The 17,641-nt window shown below is 36.0% G+C and carries 19 protein-coding genes; 5 read left to right on the top strand and 14 right to left on the bottom strand.

Going from position 1 to position 17,641, the window contains the following annotated elements; all coding sequences use genetic code 11:
- Positions 1-55: 55 nt before the first annotated feature.
- The gene (locus FTRAC_RS09775; RefSeq protein ID WP_013454078.1) at positions 56-574 is read right to left on the bottom strand and encodes a hypothetical protein; all 519 of its coding nucleotides are present in this window, start codon (positions 572-574) and stop codon (positions 56-58) included.
- 156 nt (positions 575-730) lie between these two features.
- Positions 731-1,825, bottom strand: coding sequence for a hypothetical protein (locus tag FTRAC_RS09770; protein ID WP_013454077.1), 1,095 nt, complete (start codon positions 1,823-1,825; stop codon positions 731-733).
- Between the two features lie 214 nt (positions 1,826-2,039).
- Here FTRAC_RS09770 and FTRAC_RS09765 point away from each other — a divergent pair, with 214 nt between their 5' ends.
- The gene (locus FTRAC_RS09765) at positions 2,040-3,902 is read left to right on the top strand and encodes an N-6 DNA methylase (protein ID WP_013454076.1); all 1,863 of its coding nucleotides are present in this window, start codon (positions 2,040-2,042) and stop codon (positions 3,900-3,902) included.
- On the opposite strand, the gene FTRAC_RS09760 is transcribed toward FTRAC_RS09765, so the two are convergent.
- The 4 genes from FTRAC_RS09760 to xerA form a co-directional block, all read right to left on the bottom strand.
- On the bottom strand, positions 3,903-4,580 hold the full coding sequence (locus tag FTRAC_RS09760) for a hypothetical protein (protein WP_013454075.1): 678 nt from the start codon (positions 4,578-4,580) through the stop codon (positions 3,903-3,905).
- Positions 4,577-4,822, bottom strand: a complete 246-nt coding sequence (locus FTRAC_RS09755; protein WP_013454074.1) for a helix-turn-helix domain-containing protein — start codon at positions 4,820-4,822, stop codon at positions 4,577-4,579. The genes FTRAC_RS09760 and FTRAC_RS09755 overlap by 4 nt, the downstream gene beginning before the upstream one ends.
- A 240-nt stretch (positions 4,823-5,062) precedes the next feature.
- Complete coding sequence (locus FTRAC_RS09750) at positions 5,063-5,701, bottom strand: hypothetical protein (RefSeq protein WP_013454073.1); 639 nt, start codon at positions 5,699-5,701, stop codon at positions 5,063-5,065.
- Positions 5,702-5,766: 65 nt separating this feature from the next.
- A complete protein-coding gene (gene xerA, locus FTRAC_RS09745; RefSeq protein ID WP_013454072.1) occupies positions 5,767-6,885 on the bottom strand; it encodes a site-specific tyrosine recombinase/integron integrase in 1,119 nt (372 codons plus the stop codon).
- Positions 6,886-6,985: 100 nt separating this feature from the next.
- Between xerA and FTRAC_RS09740 the strand changes: the two genes are divergently transcribed.
- Positions 6,986-7,375, top strand: a complete 390-nt coding sequence (locus tag FTRAC_RS09740) for a hypothetical protein (protein ID WP_013454071.1) — start codon at positions 6,986-6,988, stop codon at positions 7,373-7,375.
- A gap of 64 nt (positions 7,376-7,439) precedes the next feature.
- Here FTRAC_RS09740 and FTRAC_RS09735 read toward each other — a convergent pair whose 3' ends face one another.
- The 7 genes from FTRAC_RS09735 to FTRAC_RS09705 form a co-directional block, all read right to left on the bottom strand.
- Positions 7,440-8,345: a hypothetical protein gene (locus FTRAC_RS09735; RefSeq protein WP_013454070.1), complete on the bottom strand. Its 906-nt coding sequence runs from the start codon at positions 8,343-8,345 to the stop codon at positions 7,440-7,442.
- 141 nt (positions 8,346-8,486) lie between these two features.
- Entirely contained in the window at positions 8,487-9,617 is a 1,131-nt protein-coding gene (gene dnaJ / locus FTRAC_RS09730; RefSeq protein ID WP_013454069.1) for a molecular chaperone DnaJ, read from the bottom strand.
- A gap of 97 nt (positions 9,618-9,714) precedes the next feature.
- Positions 9,715-10,326 (bottom strand): nucleotide exchange factor GrpE, encoded by a 612-nt coding sequence (locus tag FTRAC_RS09725; RefSeq protein ID WP_013454068.1) that lies wholly within the window; start codon positions 10,324-10,326, stop codon positions 9,715-9,717.
- A gap of 93 nt (positions 10,327-10,419) precedes the next feature.
- Positions 10,420-11,412 carry a GTPase ObgE gene (obgE, locus tag FTRAC_RS09720; protein WP_013454067.1) on the bottom strand — a complete coding sequence of 331 codons (993 nt, stop codon included), beginning with the start codon at positions 11,410-11,412 and terminating at the stop codon, positions 10,420-10,422.
- 99 nt (positions 11,413-11,511) lie between these two features.
- Complete coding sequence (locus FTRAC_RS09715; protein WP_013454066.1) at positions 11,512-12,090, bottom strand: adenylate kinase; 579 nt, start codon at positions 12,088-12,090, stop codon at positions 11,512-11,514.
- A 284-nt stretch (positions 12,091-12,374) separates the two neighbouring features.
- On the bottom strand, positions 12,375-12,902 hold the full coding sequence (hpt, locus tag FTRAC_RS09710; RefSeq protein WP_013454065.1) for a hypoxanthine phosphoribosyltransferase: 528 nt from the start codon (positions 12,900-12,902) through the stop codon (positions 12,375-12,377).
- 1 nt (position 12,903) lies between these two features.
- Positions 12,904-13,824 (bottom strand): M20/M25/M40 family metallo-hydrolase, encoded by a 921-nt coding sequence (locus tag FTRAC_RS09705; RefSeq protein WP_013454064.1) that lies wholly within the window; start codon positions 13,822-13,824, stop codon positions 12,904-12,906.
- A 133-nt stretch (positions 13,825-13,957) separates the two neighbouring features.
- Here FTRAC_RS09705 and upp point away from each other — a divergent pair, with 133 nt between their 5' ends.
- Together upp and FTRAC_RS09695 are read left to right on the top strand one after the other, a co-directional pair.
- Positions 13,958-14,608 carry a uracil phosphoribosyltransferase gene (gene upp, locus FTRAC_RS09700; protein ID WP_013454063.1) on the top strand — a complete coding sequence of 217 codons (651 nt, stop codon included), beginning with the start codon at positions 13,958-13,960 and terminating at the stop codon, positions 14,606-14,608.
- Between the two features lie 3 nt (positions 14,609-14,611).
- Positions 14,612-15,568, top strand: a complete 957-nt coding sequence (locus FTRAC_RS09695) for a calcium/sodium antiporter (protein WP_013454062.1) — start codon at positions 14,612-14,614, stop codon at positions 15,566-15,568.
- Positions 15,569-15,583: 15 nt separating this feature from the next.
- On the opposite strand, the gene sdaAA is transcribed toward FTRAC_RS09695, so the two are convergent.
- Positions 15,584-16,492 carry an L-serine ammonia-lyase, iron-sulfur-dependent, subunit alpha gene (gene sdaAA, locus FTRAC_RS09690; RefSeq protein WP_013454061.1) on the bottom strand — a complete coding sequence of 303 codons (909 nt, stop codon included), beginning with the start codon at positions 16,490-16,492 and terminating at the stop codon, positions 15,584-15,586.
- A 98-nt stretch (positions 16,493-16,590) separates the two neighbouring features.
- On the opposite strand from sdaAA, the gene hemE reads away from it, so the two are divergent.
- The gene (gene hemE / locus FTRAC_RS09685; RefSeq protein ID WP_041649688.1) at positions 16,591-17,622 is read left to right on the top strand and encodes a uroporphyrinogen decarboxylase; all 1,032 of its coding nucleotides are present in this window, start codon (positions 16,591-16,593) and stop codon (positions 17,620-17,622) included.
- Positions 17,623-17,641: the final 19 nt, after the last annotated feature.

Here is a 17,641-nt window from a genome sequence, read left to right as displayed (position 1 = left end):
CCAAGTACCGCCAAAATTTCCTGACTGATGAAACCCCATTCATTCATAGGTGATGTTAGTAGCTTTTTTTAATTTTGTCATAGAATAGGAAAATCAATATTCCTATTACAATAGAAACGCCACCCAAAATGTAATCCGAATTTGAAGTTGCCATGGTAATTTCTCTACTAATTGTCTCATCCTTTGAAAGAAATTCAAATCCGTTAACTGAAATTGATGTCAAAAAAACATTCTCGTCTGTTCCTACTAAGCTCTCTTGATACCTAGGGATGCTCAGTTTTACTCGACTATCACGTTTAAAGTTGTACTCAAATTGTTGTTTATTAAAAAATCTTAGATAGTCTGCTTTTACTTGAAATTTAGTTGGATAACCGTCCAAATATATATAATACTGACGTCCGTTTCCTCTCCAACCTGTATTATCCTTAAATGAATAATCAGTAATTGTCCCATGAAGGTCGATTAGGTCTTCCGTTGATTGCGGTCTTTCCCGTATCTCGTGTTCAACGATAAAGTAAATACCCAACCCGATCAAAAATAAGGATCTAATATATCTGTCCGTTAAGAATTTCATTTGCAAGTTCTGGAATTGCTACTAACGTTTAGTATATGCAAAGTAGGCGATTGCGGGCTTCAAACTTATCAAACCGAGATGAAGTTGAAGCGGGCTGCAACCGTTGAATTTACTACTATTTCGCCTATTTTGTATATACATTGTTGTGGGCAGTTGTTACTTTAGTTCCTCTAATATTTTCTTTAATCCTTCATCAGTATTTGCAGGTATATTTTTAAAGTCAAAATCTGCAGGAACAGTATATTTCTCTAATACAATTCCATCTTTCAGTCTCAAATATGTTAGTTCGGATACTTTAAATTCGAAATATCCTGGTAAATTTTCATCTTCCTCATTTTTACCATGACGAACAACAAAAATCCCAGAAATCCAATCACCAAATACTTTATTGTCATTTAATTTGTTTGGGAAAATATCCACTAAATCAACCGAGAATTTATCAATTGAGTAAAAACCTGTACCGGTGTGTAACTCTATATCTGAAAGCATTAAACTATCGTTGTTAATAATCCATGTACAGAAAGGTGCTCCACTTTTCTCAAAGTTTTCCCAATTGTATGGCCATTTCAGGTGGTCGTTATCGAAATATGACAAAATAGGACTCAAATCAGAGTTGCCACTTAAATATCCACCTTTAGTATCAAATTTTATCGTGTCATTTCCATGTATCCGAAAGTAGTATGAGATATAATTATTGTTCAGAAATAGCATTGAATATTTTGCCATTAAATCATGGTCCGAAGTATCTCTATCTGAAATTTTTTCAATTTGCTTAAAATCTTTTTCTGTCAACTCTTGTGTATCAACTACTTTACCATACTTGACATAGAAATAATAGGACTTTTCAACTTCCCAATAGTTTTTCTTACTTCGTTCTTCTCCAATAATAACACCAGTAAACCAATCAGCGAATACTTTATCTTTAGACGATAAAGAATCTGATTGAGATTTTACATCAAATTTCTCAGGTTTATATTTTGCTTTTTCGATTTGTATTTCATTCAAGAATAATTTATCATCGGAAATCTCCCAAATGGCTACATGTCCACGATAATTGGCTGTATGCAACATTGTAAAAGGATATTCAATATTATTTTGAGAATAATAAGTCTCAAGCGGAGAAGGGTGTCCCCATCCTGTTGATAGGGTCAATTTTTTTCCGTTGTAGTGGACAAAATCAGGTTCTTGTTCTGTAGCGAGTAATAATCCTGAATTTATTATTAACACAATTATAAAAATCAGTTTTTTCATGATGTAATTTTATGTTTGCAGTATCGTGTCTTCAATTGCCCACAACGGCCAGATATGACGCGTGCCTGTATACTTATCAAATTTCCTCTAAAGTATCGGATTTGCACATGACTTACAAGATAGCAGATTAAGGCATGCGTTCATATCATTTGTTGGGCACAGTATTTTTTTTATCTTTGTCATGATGTGAAACGATACTTAAAGTATTCTAATTATGCAGGCAGATTTAGCATTTCCAGTGACAAGTAAGGATGAGCATTTAAGAGTTTTTAAAGATGTTTATTACCACTTATATTCAAACGGCAACATTAGTAGAGCCGAGGATTTGATTAAGGATTTAAGCAAAATACTACTGTATTGTTTGTCGGAAAATAGTGGAGGTACAAAGGTTAGTCCTTCTAAAATCCTTGAGAGCTTAATCAAGCAGCACCCCAATATAAAGGATCATTTCGGCTCATTTCAACTTGATGACATAAGCGTTTTATATGCTTTGAATAAATTTCAAGAAATAGATATATCTAATTCTCCAGCACATATTATTGGAGACGCATTTCAAACACTGGTTGGGCCAAACTTACGAGGGGATAAAGGTCAGTTCTTTACTCCAAAATCAGTTGTAAGTTCAATGGTAAAATTATTGAGCCCAAAGGCAAATCATACAATTTGTGACCCAGCATGCGGTACCGCAGGATTTTTAATTGAAAGTATCACGCAGATTTCCAAGAATATTAGTTTTAATGGAAGGTTAATCGGAATTGAGAAAGATGATTTTCTTGCCAATACAGCAAATGCCATTTTGGAAATCTATTCAAAATCAAATTTTGAGGTCATCAATTCGAACTCCTTAGACATAGAAAATGATAAACTTAAAAAGCTATTGGGTCAAATTGATTTGGTTGTTACCAATCCACCATTTGGTGCAAAAATCGGTGTTAAAGAGAAGAAGATTTTGAAGCAATACGATTTTGGTCATAGCTGGATGTTTTCAAAAACGGAAAGTCAGTGGATAAAGACTAGTCAAATTCTAAAGGAGCAATCACCTCAGCTTCTGTTCCTTGAATTATGTTTTAAGCTTCTGAAAAAAGGAGGTAAGTGTGGGATTGTTCTTCCAGAAGGGATTTTTGGAAATAAAAGTTTAGGGTATGTATGGGACTATATAAGAAACAATGGAAAAATATTGGGTATGATTGATTGCCCCCGAACATTATTTCAACCTAGCACAGACGTTAAAACCAATATTCTCTTTTTCGAGAAGTCTTCTAATACTTCTACAAAATTTAAAGTTGCAATTGCAGAGACTTGCGGACATGATAAAAGAGGTCGCCAACTGGACAACTCTGGGAAAAAAATTGATGACGATTTTACTCTTATTGGAGAAAATTCTTTTAATGATGATAATCAAATCTGGAAACACGCGACAGTTCAAGATCCTTATTATTTAGTACCTAGATATTGCATAAGCCGCGATCAACTGAATAAATCATATGAATTTGAAATAGCCGGGCACATCAGTATTAAGGAGTTAGTAGACCAGAAAAAACTTGTTATTAAAAAGGGAAACGAAGTAGGTTCAGAAGCATACGGTACTGGTCAGATTCCATTCGTCAGAACATCAGATATAATAAACCTTGAAATCAATTATGATCCGACTAAATCAGTAAGTGAAGAGGTTTATCAAAAATATAGGAAACTTCAACGAATTGAGGAATTTGACATATTAATGGTTGCAGATGGTAGGTTTAGAATTGGAAAAACATCAATGATCTTAAACGGAATGACGAAATGTGTTGTACAAAGTCATCTAAAAATAATACGAACCCTTGATAACAATTACCTTAATGCTTTTGAACTGTTATACTTACTAAATCAAAAGGAAGTTATTGATGAAATAAAAAGGTTGATCTTTATTCAATCCACGCTTGGTAGTGTAGGGAATAGATTAAACGAGCTTGTACTACCTGTTCCATTAAAAAACCAGCAGTGGAATGAAAGAATTAATGAGTTTAAGCAAACTCTAATTGAAAGAAATAGGCTCCTTCAAAAGCTTCACAATTTCACATTTGATGAAATAGATTAATCAGGATTTATTGGCTCGATCAAGAATACCTGCTATCCACTCATAAAATTCTTCGAGTGTTTTGTTTCCTTGTGCAATATTGCATTCTCTGTGGGCAAATCCAACATTTTCCGAATTGTGAATTCTTGGGTTTAAGTGACAAGTTTCTATGTTAGCTTTTCCTCTTTGTGCAGAATGAAATAGATCAAATGGCAAGTTATCAAGGCATATTGAACATACAGTTTCATTTTTCAACTCCCCAAAATGTTCTATCAAATATTCTTTGATGGCTTGACTGCAATCTGGAGCACCTGGCATTTGATAAGCAAGCCATGTTAATTTGATGGCTACTTGTATACAAGAATCATAATCAGCACCCTTTTCTTTGATTTTAGAAACAACTTGAGGTTTTAAAGCACTAATGTCAATTCCATATTTGAGAAGCTCTTCATCATTTAAGAGCATTACCCATCTAAGGATTCTGTTGGGACCTGCATCATCACTTTTCCAAGCAGCACCTGTGGTCATAGTGGAGTCCCTTTTTATTTTGTCTGAGACTCTCTTATGTGATTTCGTTAAGTCTTTTAGAAATGGAAATTCTTCACATTTTCCTTTATGGTTTTCGGGAAGGTGACATTTTCTTGGTTGGATTTTGTCATATTTTGACCTACTAGGAATTGATTTACCGCAATATTTCATTTTGAGCCTTTGATTTTTTCGATTTCCCTGAAAAAATCACTTGGCTTTATATCGAGAGCTTCGCATAAGACAAAAATGTTTCGAATTGATACATTTCGTTCGCCTCTTTCTACACTTCCAACATAAGTTCTATGGAGATTAGCACTAAATGCTAATTCTTCTTGCGAAAGCCCTTTTGAAAGCCTTATTGCTTTTAATGTTGCTCCAAACTTTTCTTCAGGTGACAAATCTTTTTTTCTCAAAGATCAAGTTTAGAAGACTATAAGTCTACAGACTATGAGTAGCGTTTATTGTGCCCAACGCCACTGTATAAATTCGTGGCTGATTAAAAGTATAAAATTTTCAGTTAATTACCGAGGCAATCTGCAGTATTGGCTTATTAAATTAATTTTCACAAATAAGTCAATCCTGCGGATTGCCGGGCTTTCTACGTAGAGCCAAAGTTTCGTTAAGCACTAACCAGCCATGATTTATACAGAGTGTTATCTTCTTTTATCTCTTTGGTCAACTAGATATTGATTGAAATCATCAAAAGTTTTTAGCCTGCTGTTAACCACATAGACAATTTCTGCAATTGCATGATGTTCGGGTGCTATCCATTTATCTTTCGAATTCTTAAAGGACTCCGATAAAGAAAGGGGATTAATGTAGGAATATGTCCTGAAATTTCCCTCATTAAATAACTCAATTGTTATTGCAGACCCATCTGTTCCAATCATTTTCTCGAATTGTTCAATTGATAGCTTATGAACATATCCATTCTTTTCAAAACTTGCTGTGATATCAAATTGGTTTGGCAAGTTTCTAATTCCAAGCGAATCTAGGGTAGTCCAAATCTTCTTAACATTGATTTCAGGATTATTTTCAAAGAAAACGAATTCCCCATCATGATTTTCAAATCCAGTTCGATAGTTCCATTTGTCGGTTTTGTTTAAAGTTAACTGAGAAAATATTGAAAAATGTGTGCCGCTATTCCAAAGTCTAAATTCGAATTTGATACTATCTGTGTTAGGTTGACCTAACTTACTCGCTCTAAACTGATTAATACTATCAGGCTCAAAATCATACTGTGCTTTTAAGTGCAGAGGTATAAGTAAGGTTATTAACAGAACTAGTTTCATTTGAACTCTATTGAAGATAACATTTCGATAGTGACATAAAAGTTGTCACTATATCTTTTATAGTTTTATGGGCAATCTAGTGGATTTTTAATTGTTTTAAAAGTGTCAGTTGCAACGTGAGTGTAAATCTCTGTGGTTTTTGTTGAATTATGTCCCAAGAGCAGTTGAATGTGGCGTAAGTCAGTGCCAGCCTCAAGTAAATGAGTAGCAAAGGAATGTCGGAGCATATGAGGTCTTACCGGTTTGTTTATATTGGCATTTTTTGCAGCTTTAGCAACTATTTGCCTCACGCTACTGCCACTATATGGCTGTCCTTTTTTTCCTTCAAATAGGTAATGAGTTGGCTTATACTGTTTGTAGTATAATCGTAATTTTAAAAGAAGTTTTTCACTCAATATACTGTATCTGTCTTTTTTTCCTTTTCCTTGTTCTACTCTTATCGTCATCCGCTTACCATCTATATCACTCAATTTTAAATTTAATAATTCACCTCTCCTTAGTCCTGAAGAATACAATATACTAATTATGCATTGGTGTTTAATATTAAAGGTTTTGTTAATCATTGCTATGACTTCCTCTTTGCTCAAAATTTCAGGTAAACGCTCGGTTTTCATTGGACGCTCAATATCATAAAATCGATTTGGCATTCCTTCCACCACTTCATAATAAAATTTGATACTGTTTATGGATAGATTGACGAAAGAATCAGAGTATTTTCTTTGCGCTAGTCCTTTTAGGTAATTTTTAATGTCAGTTTCGTCTATACTCATTAATTTTCTTGTTGGAAAGTGCCTTTTAAAGCGGTCAAAGCAAGCTGTATAATTTTCTGCTGTTTTTAGGGCATACCGCTTTAATTCCAGTTTCTGAAAGTAAGCCTCAGGAATCTTAGGGTATTTCTTTCTTAAATCATCAATCTTTAACTCTTCTCCATAAGTGTTTACTGGTTTATTTCGAGCGAAATACTTCATGTTTACCCATGCAACCCCTTTAAATGTCTTCAATATGGTATAGAAATTCTGTTGATTATTTGGTAGATATACCATTTGAAATTTCTCACTCCATTTAACACCTGATAGGGATTTAATCAAAGCTTGAATAACTTTGTCAGGATAGAATTGGATACCGATTTTCTTTTGGTTGTCGATTAATAAATGCTTAAGTGTTATTTGTTTCTGTAATTCCATCTTTTTTAGCGTTTTATCAAATGCTAAAAAGGATTTAAAATTTACTTTAATCAATATTATTAGTATATTTATATGTATATTATTCGTATAATATTCTGTTATGACAACAACTTTAAATTGCAAATACTGTAATGAACCATTAAGTGGTCGTGCTGATAAGATATTTTGTGACCCTTATTGCAAAAGTGCCTTCCAATATCTAAAAAGGAAAGAAAAGCCTAAATCATTGTTTGAAAAGGTAGACAAACAATTAAAACTGAACAGGAAAATATTAAAGCAACATAACAAAATTGGAGTTACTACAGTGAGGGAAGAATCACTTTTGGATGAAGGCTTCAATCCTAAATATTTTACCAACTATTGGAAAAATGAGAAAGGGGATGTGTATCTGTTTTGTTATGAATATGGTTTCTTGAGGAAATTTGATAAAAGAAAAAAACTTCACCGTTTTGTTTTAGTGCAGTGGCAAGCTTACATGAATTCAGCTTAAATTTTGCAATTCTAGATTGGCCTGAGCAGACACTTTACCAATATGCGGTTAAACAAATAGACACCTATCGATTCTTAAAAGCTATACTTCCCATCCCCACATCCAACAAGAATTCCATACTTTCATCAGGGTTATTGATGTATGCTTGATTACCGAAAGTATTATGCCCTATTTTTTCGAAATCCTTGGCCATTTTTATGTTGCAAAGTGGAGAGTTATTTATTCTGATAAGGACAGGTATCTCTGCAGGAGGAAGTACAACATTTAAGGTGCCTGCCCCAACTGAGGCCGAAACTCTGCTGTTCATTTTCCAATCAGAGCCGCAATCAATGGATAAAGTGCCAAAGCCAACCTCTGCTATAATTTCTTTTGCCAAAGCATAATTTAAATCTATTACTTCAATATTGCCAAAATTCACTTTCACGAAAAAAGTATCCATGGCAACACTATTCATGATGCCCTCTTTATAGGTTAATTTAACATCGGCACTTGCTGAATTGATTTTTAGCCTTTCTATTGCTAGTCTACTCAAGTCCACATTGGCTTCACCCATCAAATAGTTTAAATTCAGGTTAAATGCTTGATGTTCCGATAAATTGATTTGCCAGATATCATGAACCTGATCCGATGTTGAAAAAAAGTTATTGGCTACTGATTCTGTGAAATTTAAACCCATATGGCTTTTGCAGGTTAGCTCAGCATCAACCTTTTGTGTGTTACTTGTTTTCTCTATTTTGAATGTGCTGGCTGCTACATCATTTTCTGATGCTCCTAATATTAATAAGGGCTCATCTTCATCAACCGCATTTAAAAAAGACTTACCAGCTTTAGTGGAAACTTTTAATTCAATTTTATCGATACCCTTCGATTCCGTAAGTTCAAAATGCTTATGTAATTCTTGCCCAACTAAGGGCGAAGCAATTAAAGATAATGATGTGAAAAGTAGTATTTGATGTAAAGCCTTAGCCATAATGACCCTATTACGATCACATAGTTCAATAGGTTGTTGCTTTATATAAAAAAACCACTACTCTCTCTAGAATAGTGGTTTAGATTAATGGTAATGTCAGATTTCGCAAGCTTCAGCTTGTGCTTTATTTAGAATGAAGCTTTAATTAAAAAACTCTTTCACTCTATCAAAAAAGCCTTTATCAGCTTTTGTTGGATTCGGTTTAAAGTTGTCCGAAGCCCTCATGCTTTCCAGCATTTCTTTTTCGTCATCGGATACTTTCTTTGGAGTCCAAACATTCACATGTATTAACTGGTCTCCTCTACCATATCCGTTTACATCGCCAACTCCTTTTCCTCTCAACCTCAAAATCTTACCTGATTGCGTACCAGTCTCGATTTTAATTTTCACTTTTCCGTCTATGGTCGGAACTTCCACTGTAGTTCCTAAAACGGCATCCACGAAGTTTACATAAAGATCATAAATAATATTGTTGCCATCACGCTTCAATACATCATGTTCGATTTCTTCAATCAAAATGATTAAATCTCCTGCAGGACCTCCCATGGGAGCCTCATTTCCTTTTCCAGACATGGATAATTGCATGCCATCCGTTACGCCAGCTGGAATTTTAACACTGATAACTTCTTCTTTGGATTGTAAACCAGTGTTATCAACATGAGGTGGTTTTTTGTCAATAAATTTACCAGATCCATGGCAAGTAGGACAGGTGCTGGCTGAAACCATTTGCCCTAACATGGTATTGGTCACGCGTCTTACTTGACCAGACCCACCACAAGTATCACATGTTTTATAAGTTACCCCGTCTGCAGATACCAATCGGTTGACCTTGATTTTCTTTTCACTGCCGTGGGCAATTTCTTTCAAGTCAAGCTTTAGTTTGATTCTAAGGTTTGAGCCTCTTCTTCCTCTGCTTCTTCGGCCTCCACCGCCTCCGCCAAAGAAACTTTCGAAGCCGCCACCTCCGCCACCTCCGAAGATGTCGCCAAATTGAGAGAAGATATCTTCCATGTTCATACCTCCTCCACCGAAGCCACCAGCTCCGCCTTTCATGCCTTCATGACCAAACTGATCATAACGCTGGCGTTTTTGCGGGTCACGAAGAACTTCGTAAGCTTCCGCTGCTTCCTTAAATTTATCTTCTGCTTCTGGGTTGTCTGGGTTTTTGTCGGGATGATATTTGATGGCTACTTTTCGGTAAGCCTTCTTTATCTCTGCATCCGAAGCTCCTTTGCTTATACCTAATATGTCGTAATAATCTCTTTTAGCCATCTTATCTATAATCTTATAGTTAAAAACACAAATGCTTTTGTTTTATGCTGAATATCAAATAGTTATTGAATTTAATTTATTGCCTCTAAGGCTATAGTTATTCTCCTATAACTACTTTTGCAAAACGAATAACCTTATCGTTTAATAAGTATCCTTTTTCCACTACATCCACCACTTTGCCTTTCAATTTCTCATCTGGGGCCGGTATTTTAGTAATGGCTTCGTGAATTTCAGGATCAAATTCGATTCCTGCTTCACTGTCCATAGCCTTCAATCCCTTATTAATTAAGGTCTTTTCAAATTTATTTTTTATCAAGCTGAAACCTTCTTTAAAACCTTCATTGTCAGTTTGATCCTCGAAAGACTTTTCTGCCCTTTCGAAATCATCCATAACAGGCAAAAGATCAGAAATTACTTCTTCGGAAGCAGTTTTTACTAATTCCAATCGCTCTTTGGCGTTTCGTCTTCTGAAATTTTCAAATTCAGAATATAACCTCAAGAATTTATCTTTTGACTCTGCCAGTTCTATCTCCAATTTCTCGAAATCTGACAATTCTTCATCTTTAGCTTGAGCTTCTGCCTCGGCTTGCTTTTCCTCTTCCGATCTATTGTCCTGTGCTTCCTCTTCAGGATTATGCTCGTCTTTTATATCTTCAGCAGTTTCTGCTTCTTTATTCAAATCTTTTTCGTCTAATTCTTCTTTAGCCATAACTGTATGATGTTATTCTATCTAATTTTCAGCATAGGGGAACAAGGAGTTTGCCAAATGATAGTTCACTGACAAGATGACATTTGACACTGCTTAGGCATTCAAAGCCTTCCAAATCATGTCTTTAAGTTCGTTTATATTGTATTGTGTTAAAGATGAAATGAAAATATGCTGTAAATCATTGGGCAATTCTTTTTTCAATTCTTGCATGAGCTCTTCATCCAAAAGATCTGATTTTGTAATTGCCAACAATCGGTTTTTATCCAGTAATTCAGGATTGTATTCCTTCAGTTCATTAATTAAAATCTGATATTCCTTCTTAACATCTTTGCTATCAGCGGGGATCATAAATAGCAAAATAGAATTTCTCTCGATGTGCCTTAAAAAACGGGTGCCTAATCCTTTTCCAGCAGCAGCGCCTTCAATTATTCCAGGGATATCTGCCATTACAAAAGACCTATGATCTCGGTAGGGAATCACGCCTAGGTTTGGGGTTAGAGTGGTAAAGGCATAATCGGCAATTTCAGGTTTGGCGGCTGAAACCACAGAAAGCAAGGTGCTTTTACCTGCATTTGGAAATCCTACTAAACCTACATCAGCCAATAGCTTTAGTTCTAGAATAATCCATTCTTCTTTTCCATCTTCACCGGGTTGAGCGTAACGCGGAGTCTGATTAGTGGCTGTTTTGAAATTGGCATTCCCCAGTCCGCCTCGGCCACCTTCCGTTAATATCTTCTCTTCACCTTCTTCGGTTATTTCAAATCTGATTTCTCCAGTTTCTGCATCTTTGGCAACTGTTCCTAAAGGTACTTCTAGAATGATGTCTTTACCATCAGCTCCTGAGCTTCTGGCACCACTACCATTTTCTCCTCCATCCGCAATCACATGTTTTTTGTATTTCAAATGTAAAAGGGTCCAGAGCTGTGTACTGCCTTTTAGAATAATATTTCCACCACGGCCACCATTTCCTCCATCGGGTCCGCCTTTAGGAACGTGCTTTTCTCTGCGCATGGAAACAGCACCTGCGCCACCTTTACCGGAACGAGAGCAGAATTTAACATAATCAATAAAATTGGGATTGGCCATGAGACTAAATTTTAAGGCGCAAATTTAGTTTAATTTAAGCAGGAAATAAAAAAGCCGACCTATTTTGAATAGGCCGGCTTCTGTAGAAATGATTTTAATCTATTTTAATTTGTCAATTTCGCTGGAAATTTTTCCGAAAATCTCATCTATTGAGCCTACTCCATGGATTTTTACCAATTTACCCTCGCCATCGTAATAGTTGGCTACAGGTAAAGTTTCTTCTTGGTATACCTTAATTCTATTTTCAATTTTGGCTTCATCCTGATCATCCGTTCTACCTGAAGTCTTGCCTCTTTCTTTGATACGCTTTTTCAATTCTTCTTCAGGGACATCCAAAGCAATCATTCCAGCAATTTTTTCTCCTTTTTCTTTAAGCAAGGTGTCTAAAGCTTTTGCCTGCGGTACTGTCCTTGGGAAACCATCAAAAATATAGCCGCTGCTATTGGCTTTAGTTTCTTTGATTTTTTCATCTACCATGCCAATTACCACTTCATCAGGCACTAAATTGCCTTCATCCATGTATTTTTGAGCTAATTTCCCTAAATCTGTTCCTTCACCCAAATGCTTTCTGAATAAATCGCCCGTGGCAATATGGGTTAATTTATATTGATCAATTATTTTTTCGCTTTGTGTGCCTTTTCCCGCTCCGGGAGGGCCAAATAATATAATATTTAACATGATTGTAATTTAAATAAAGCCTCTTGAGCTATTACATGAGTAAAATCTACAACTATTTTATTTTCAGTACTTTGTCATCAATTTTTGTGAAATTAATGATTAGTTTCTGTTTAATAGAAAATCAAATATAAAAGTTTTATGTTTAAAATTGTCAAATTTATCTTCTATCTCTCTTAACTTCTAAGAAAGAGATCGCGGATAATTTTATTTTGATAGAAAAATTAATTCAGCTCAATCGTTACCAAGATAACCAACTCTTTTTTAATGGGCTGATATGGTCTAGCTCACACTAATTGATAAATTTCTTTTAATTCTCTTCCAAAGCCTTCGTAATCTAGACCAAAACCGACAACGAATTTATTGGGAATTTCGAAACCTACAAAATCAGGCTTACTTGCTTTTTCCTGAGCCTCCGGTTTATGTAATAATGTAGCCACTTTTATGGACTTTGTTCCCAAATCTTGAAAAGCTTCCATCAGATGCTCCAAAGTGGTTCCTGTATCTACAATATCTTCTAAGATTAAAATATCTCTTCCGAAAACGTTTTCTTTCAGACCTAAAATTTCTCTTACTTTCCCGCTTGATTTTAAAGCGTCGTAGGAAGCTACTCTAATAAAAGTTACCTCTATGGGAGTATCAATTGTTCTTATCAAATCAGCTGTGAAAATAAATGAGCCATTTAATACACTTACTAAAAGCGGTTTTTCACCTTCATAAACTTTACTGATTTCAGCGCCAAGCTCATTAATCCTTTTGCTTATTTCTTCAGCAGAAATATAGGGCGTGAAATCCTTATCAATAATTTTGATCATCTTATAATTCCTTCATTAAGAATTCATACATGGCTATCATAGCCTCAATATCTTTCTTATGCACTTTTTCATCAGGGGAATGTACATTATCTTCTGGAGCACCAATAAAGCACCAATCAATGGGGTAAGGCGATTCTTGTAATTCCCGGCCATCACTTCCACCACTTGCTTCAACTTCCAATTGATAAGGGATGTTTGAATTCTCTGCCAAGTTCTGAATCATTTGTACGAAGGATTGACGGGGAACATTTCGATCTCGCATTGAAATAGCTACTCCTTTTCCATGCTGAACTCCTTCAGTCACCCAAGTGATATCTGAAATTAAGGCTTGATGAATGCCGTATTGTTCAACCATAAATTTGGCTAAAAAAGGAACAGTGCCACCACCATGTTCTTCATAAGCTGAAAACACAATCATGCCATTTTCTAAGGTTTCAGCCAATTTGAGGCAATTAAAAACTCCTAGCCTGTTATCCAGGTAGCAAGATTGAACATAATCTTCCGTTTCCCTGAAATCACAGTCAAAAGTTAGACTGGCACCTCTGTCAATTCCTCTTCCGAATTTATAGAAGGTTTGATTTTCTTCATTCAATTCCAATTCGCATGCTATTGGCCCTAAAGAGTCTTCTCCTTTCAATCTGTAACCATTTTTTGCTTCCGGGCCGCCAATAGGGATTAATTGGTTTTCATAACGGACGGTAAAACCCACCGAATCCATATGAGCAAAAACTGCAGTTGTAGGCTCACCGAAAACCAATACCAGGCAGTCTTGAAAATCTTCACCATGATGAAGCTTGGGCTGCACTTTCCAGTTCGACTGATTTTGCTTTATGTATTGAAGCAAGAAATTTTTCATCATATATTCTTCTCCTGAAGGAGCATGAATATTGCACAATTGCTGAAGTAGTTTGTAATTATTCATTGGGGCAAAGTTAAAATCTTTTCAGAGGAGAATAGAAATTACTCTCAGGATATTTCCATTTTTTAATTTTTTTCTTAAAAAATAAAATTATATTTAGGTTCTGACACCAATTAATGTCAACCTACTACCATAAATGTATATTTTAGATAAAGAAAATAGCATTGCGAACCACTTTTTGGCTGAATTGAGAGAAGTCGATATTCAAAAAGATCGCTATAGATTTAGGAGAAATCTTGAGCGAGTTGCTGAAATACTTGCTTATGAAATCTCGAAATCTTTATATTTCCAATATAAAGAAATCCAAACCCCATTGGAGAAAACCTCTGTAGCTTTAATGCATGATTTTCCAGTAATAGTGAGTGTTTTAAGGGCTGGTTTACCTTTTCACCAGGGGTTTCTAAATATCTTCGATCATTCAGATTCTGGTTTTATTGGAGCTTACAGAAAGCACATAGATGATAATAATTTCACCATCGAAATGGGCTATGAAGCACTACCTCCTTTAGATGGAAGAAGTTTAATATTAGCCGATCCTATGTTGGCTACTGGACAATCCATAGTTAAAGCAATTGATCACATTACGCAAATTGCAAAACCAGAAAAGATCATAATTGCTGCTGCAATTGGTACTCCAGAAGGTGTGGGATATATCGATAAAAATCTTAATCAGAGTTATGAGCTATATTTAGGCTCCCTTGATAGAGAGCTGAATGAAAAGGCCTACATCTTACCAGGCTTGGGAGATGCTGGAGACTTAAGTTACGGACCAAAACACACACATTAAGATATGCCTCTTACAAACACCATATTGCTCGTAGTTGGTTTGGCTGTCCTAATTTTAGGTGGAGAGTTGTTGGTTAGAGGTGCATCCAGAATTGCTTTGAGATTGAAAATGTCCCCTTTAGTTGTTGGGGTTACCATAGTAGCTTTTGGTACCTCTGCTCCGGAGTTGTTGATTAGCATTCAGGCCGCATTAGCGGGAAGCCCGGACATTACTATGGGAAATGTGATTGGCTCCAATATTTGCAATCTTGCACTAGTATTGGGAGTTACTTCATTGATTGCACCCATTCCAGTTAACTCCGATTCTATAAAAATTGACTGGCCTATGACAATGGGCTGTTCATTATTGTTGTATTTCCTTGTTCAGGAAGGTTATGTAAATGATTACGAGGGGATAGGGTTTGTTTTACTATTGGCTTTGTATTTATTTTTTATAATAAGAAGATCAAGGAAAAATCATATGAGTCCGGAAGATCTTGGCATTGAGGTGGAAGCCCCAACCCCAAGCTCTAAAAAGAATATGATAAAAGATTTATCCCTGATAGCAATAGGCGGAGCTGGGCTTTATTTTGGCTCTGATTGGTTTGTTAATAGTGCAAAGGACTTAGCTATTTATATGGGAGTTAGTGAGCGAATAGTAGGAATTACAGTAGTTGCATTAGGGACTAGTTTGCCGGAATTGGTAACCTCTGTTGTAGCCGCATTTAAGAAGGAAACCGATATGGCCTTAGGCAATTTAATGGGATCCAATATTTTCAATATCCTATCTATATTAGGAATTACTAGCTTAATCTCGGAAATAGAGGTAAGTGAGGTAATTATTAATTCAGATATGATATGGATGATGGGAATTACCTTGATAATATTGCCATTTATGGCTTTAAATAAAATTGTTGATCGTTATGAAGGTTTGATATTAGTTGGGATATACCTCTACTACACTATTTCTGTTATCTCCTAATCTTAGATCAAGAAATCAATCATTTTCTTCTTCATCAGGAAGCATTTCTATATCCTGAATTAATACTCTTTTAGAAATATTTTGCCCAGTTAATGTAGCTGCTAAACCACCCATTGCAGTTTCTTTATATTTGGTCTCCATGCTTTGTCCTACCTCACCTAACGCATCCACGCATTCATCTACTGGGATTACACCGCTCACATTTGATAATGCAATTTGAGCCGAAGAATTCGCAATAGCTGCTGCACTAGCATTTCTAACCACACAGGGCACCTCCACAAGTCCTGCAACAGGATCGCAAACCAAGCCTAGCATGCATTGAATAGTAATGGCAACAGCATTAAAAACTTGGTCAATATCTCCTCCAAGGCAGTAAACTATAGCGCCAGATGCCATGGCTGCAGCACTTCCTGTTTCGGCTTGGCAACCTCCAACTGCACCAGCTAAAGAAGCTTTTTGCTCAATGATTAGAGCGATTCCAGCTCCTACTAAGAGCCCTTCTAATATCTTTCTGTCTTCCAATCCGTGAATTTCTTGTAGCGTGAACATGGTGCCAGGCAAAATTCCACTTGCTCCTGCAGTAGGTGCAGCTACAACTCGCCCCATACATGAATTCACTTCTTTTGCGGCTAAAGCCCGAGCAATCAGTTTCTGAAAATTGGGATCTAAAACAGTCAATGGATTTTGATATACTTTCTTAGCGCCATTATTGATCATTCCTGAGCGAGACTGCATGTCTTCTTCCAATCCGGTTTTTACCGCATCGCGCATCACATCATATGCCTTTTGAAGGTTTTCCCATACGAAATCAGCATCCTTGCCCTTCTGATCTTTTTCATATTCTAATACTGGCTCAAAAAGTTTAACACCTTTCTCTTCACAGTATTCTTTCCATTCCTTAAATGCACTAAAAAGTATTGACATAGCAGTATAGATTTAACCTAGTACTTTAATCGGCAAAGAAACATAAAAGTTTAGCATTATTATAATTCAGAAGCATAATATCAATGTATATTTGCAGCATGGAATTAAAAAATGATCTGCTGCTGCGGGCAGCAAAAGGTGAAAAAGTAGAAAGAACCCCTGTTTGGCTTATGAGACAAGCCGGGAGAATACTTCCTGAATATAGAAAAGTAAGAGCAAGTGTAAGTGGATTTATTGAACTGGCTCAAACTCCTGAGCTTGCAGCTGAAGTTACCATCCAGCCGGTTGATATTCTAGATGTGGATGCCGCTATTATATTTTCTGACATACTGGTCATTCCTGAAGCAATGGGATTGCCTTATGAAATGATAGAAAAAAGAGGGCCACGCTTTCCGGAAACGATTAAGTCAAAAGCTGATGTTGAAAAATTATCGGTGGCAAATGTTGAAGAAAGTCTTTCTTATGTGACTAAAGCCATCCAGATCACTAAAAAGGAATTAAATGGGAGAGTGCCTTTAATTGGTTTTGCTGGCGCGCCATGGACTATTTTTGCTTACATGGTGGAAGGTTCAGGAAGCAAAACATTTTCTAAAGCAAAGGCAATGCTTTATACCGATCCAGAATTATCACACCAACTGTTACAAAAAATTACAGATAGTACTATAGCTTATTTGAAAGCTCAAATTGCAGCGGGAGCCGATTTAGTGCAAGTTTTCGATAGCTGGGCAGGAATTTTATCTCATCAGCAGTATAAGGAATTCTCCATTCCATATTTGAAGAAAATTGCTGATGCGATCCAGAATGTTCCTAAAACTGTTTTTGCAAAGGATGCACATGCAGCATTTTCAGATTTAAGCAAGCTTGATTATCAAACCATCGGATTAGATTGGACAATGAACCCTGTTGAGGTAAGAGATATTGTTGGAGCAAATAAGACTTTGCAAGGTAATCTTGATCCTTGTGTTTTGTATGCCGATAAAGCCTCAATTCGTAAGCATACCAAAAAAATGCTTGAAGAATTTGGTGCAGGCAGACATATTGCCAATTTAGGACATGGTGTTTACCCGGATATAAACCCGGATCATGTTAAATATTTTATAGAGGCTGTAAAGGGATTTAGTGTTAAATGAAAAAGATAGGGAAGGTCAT

This window comes from Marivirga tractuosa DSM 4126 (assembly GCF_000183425.1).
Classification (GTDB): domain Bacteria; phylum Bacteroidota; class Bacteroidia; order Cytophagales; family Cyclobacteriaceae; genus Marivirga; species Marivirga tractuosa.
This window is presented reverse-complemented; position numbering and strand designations above follow the sequence as displayed.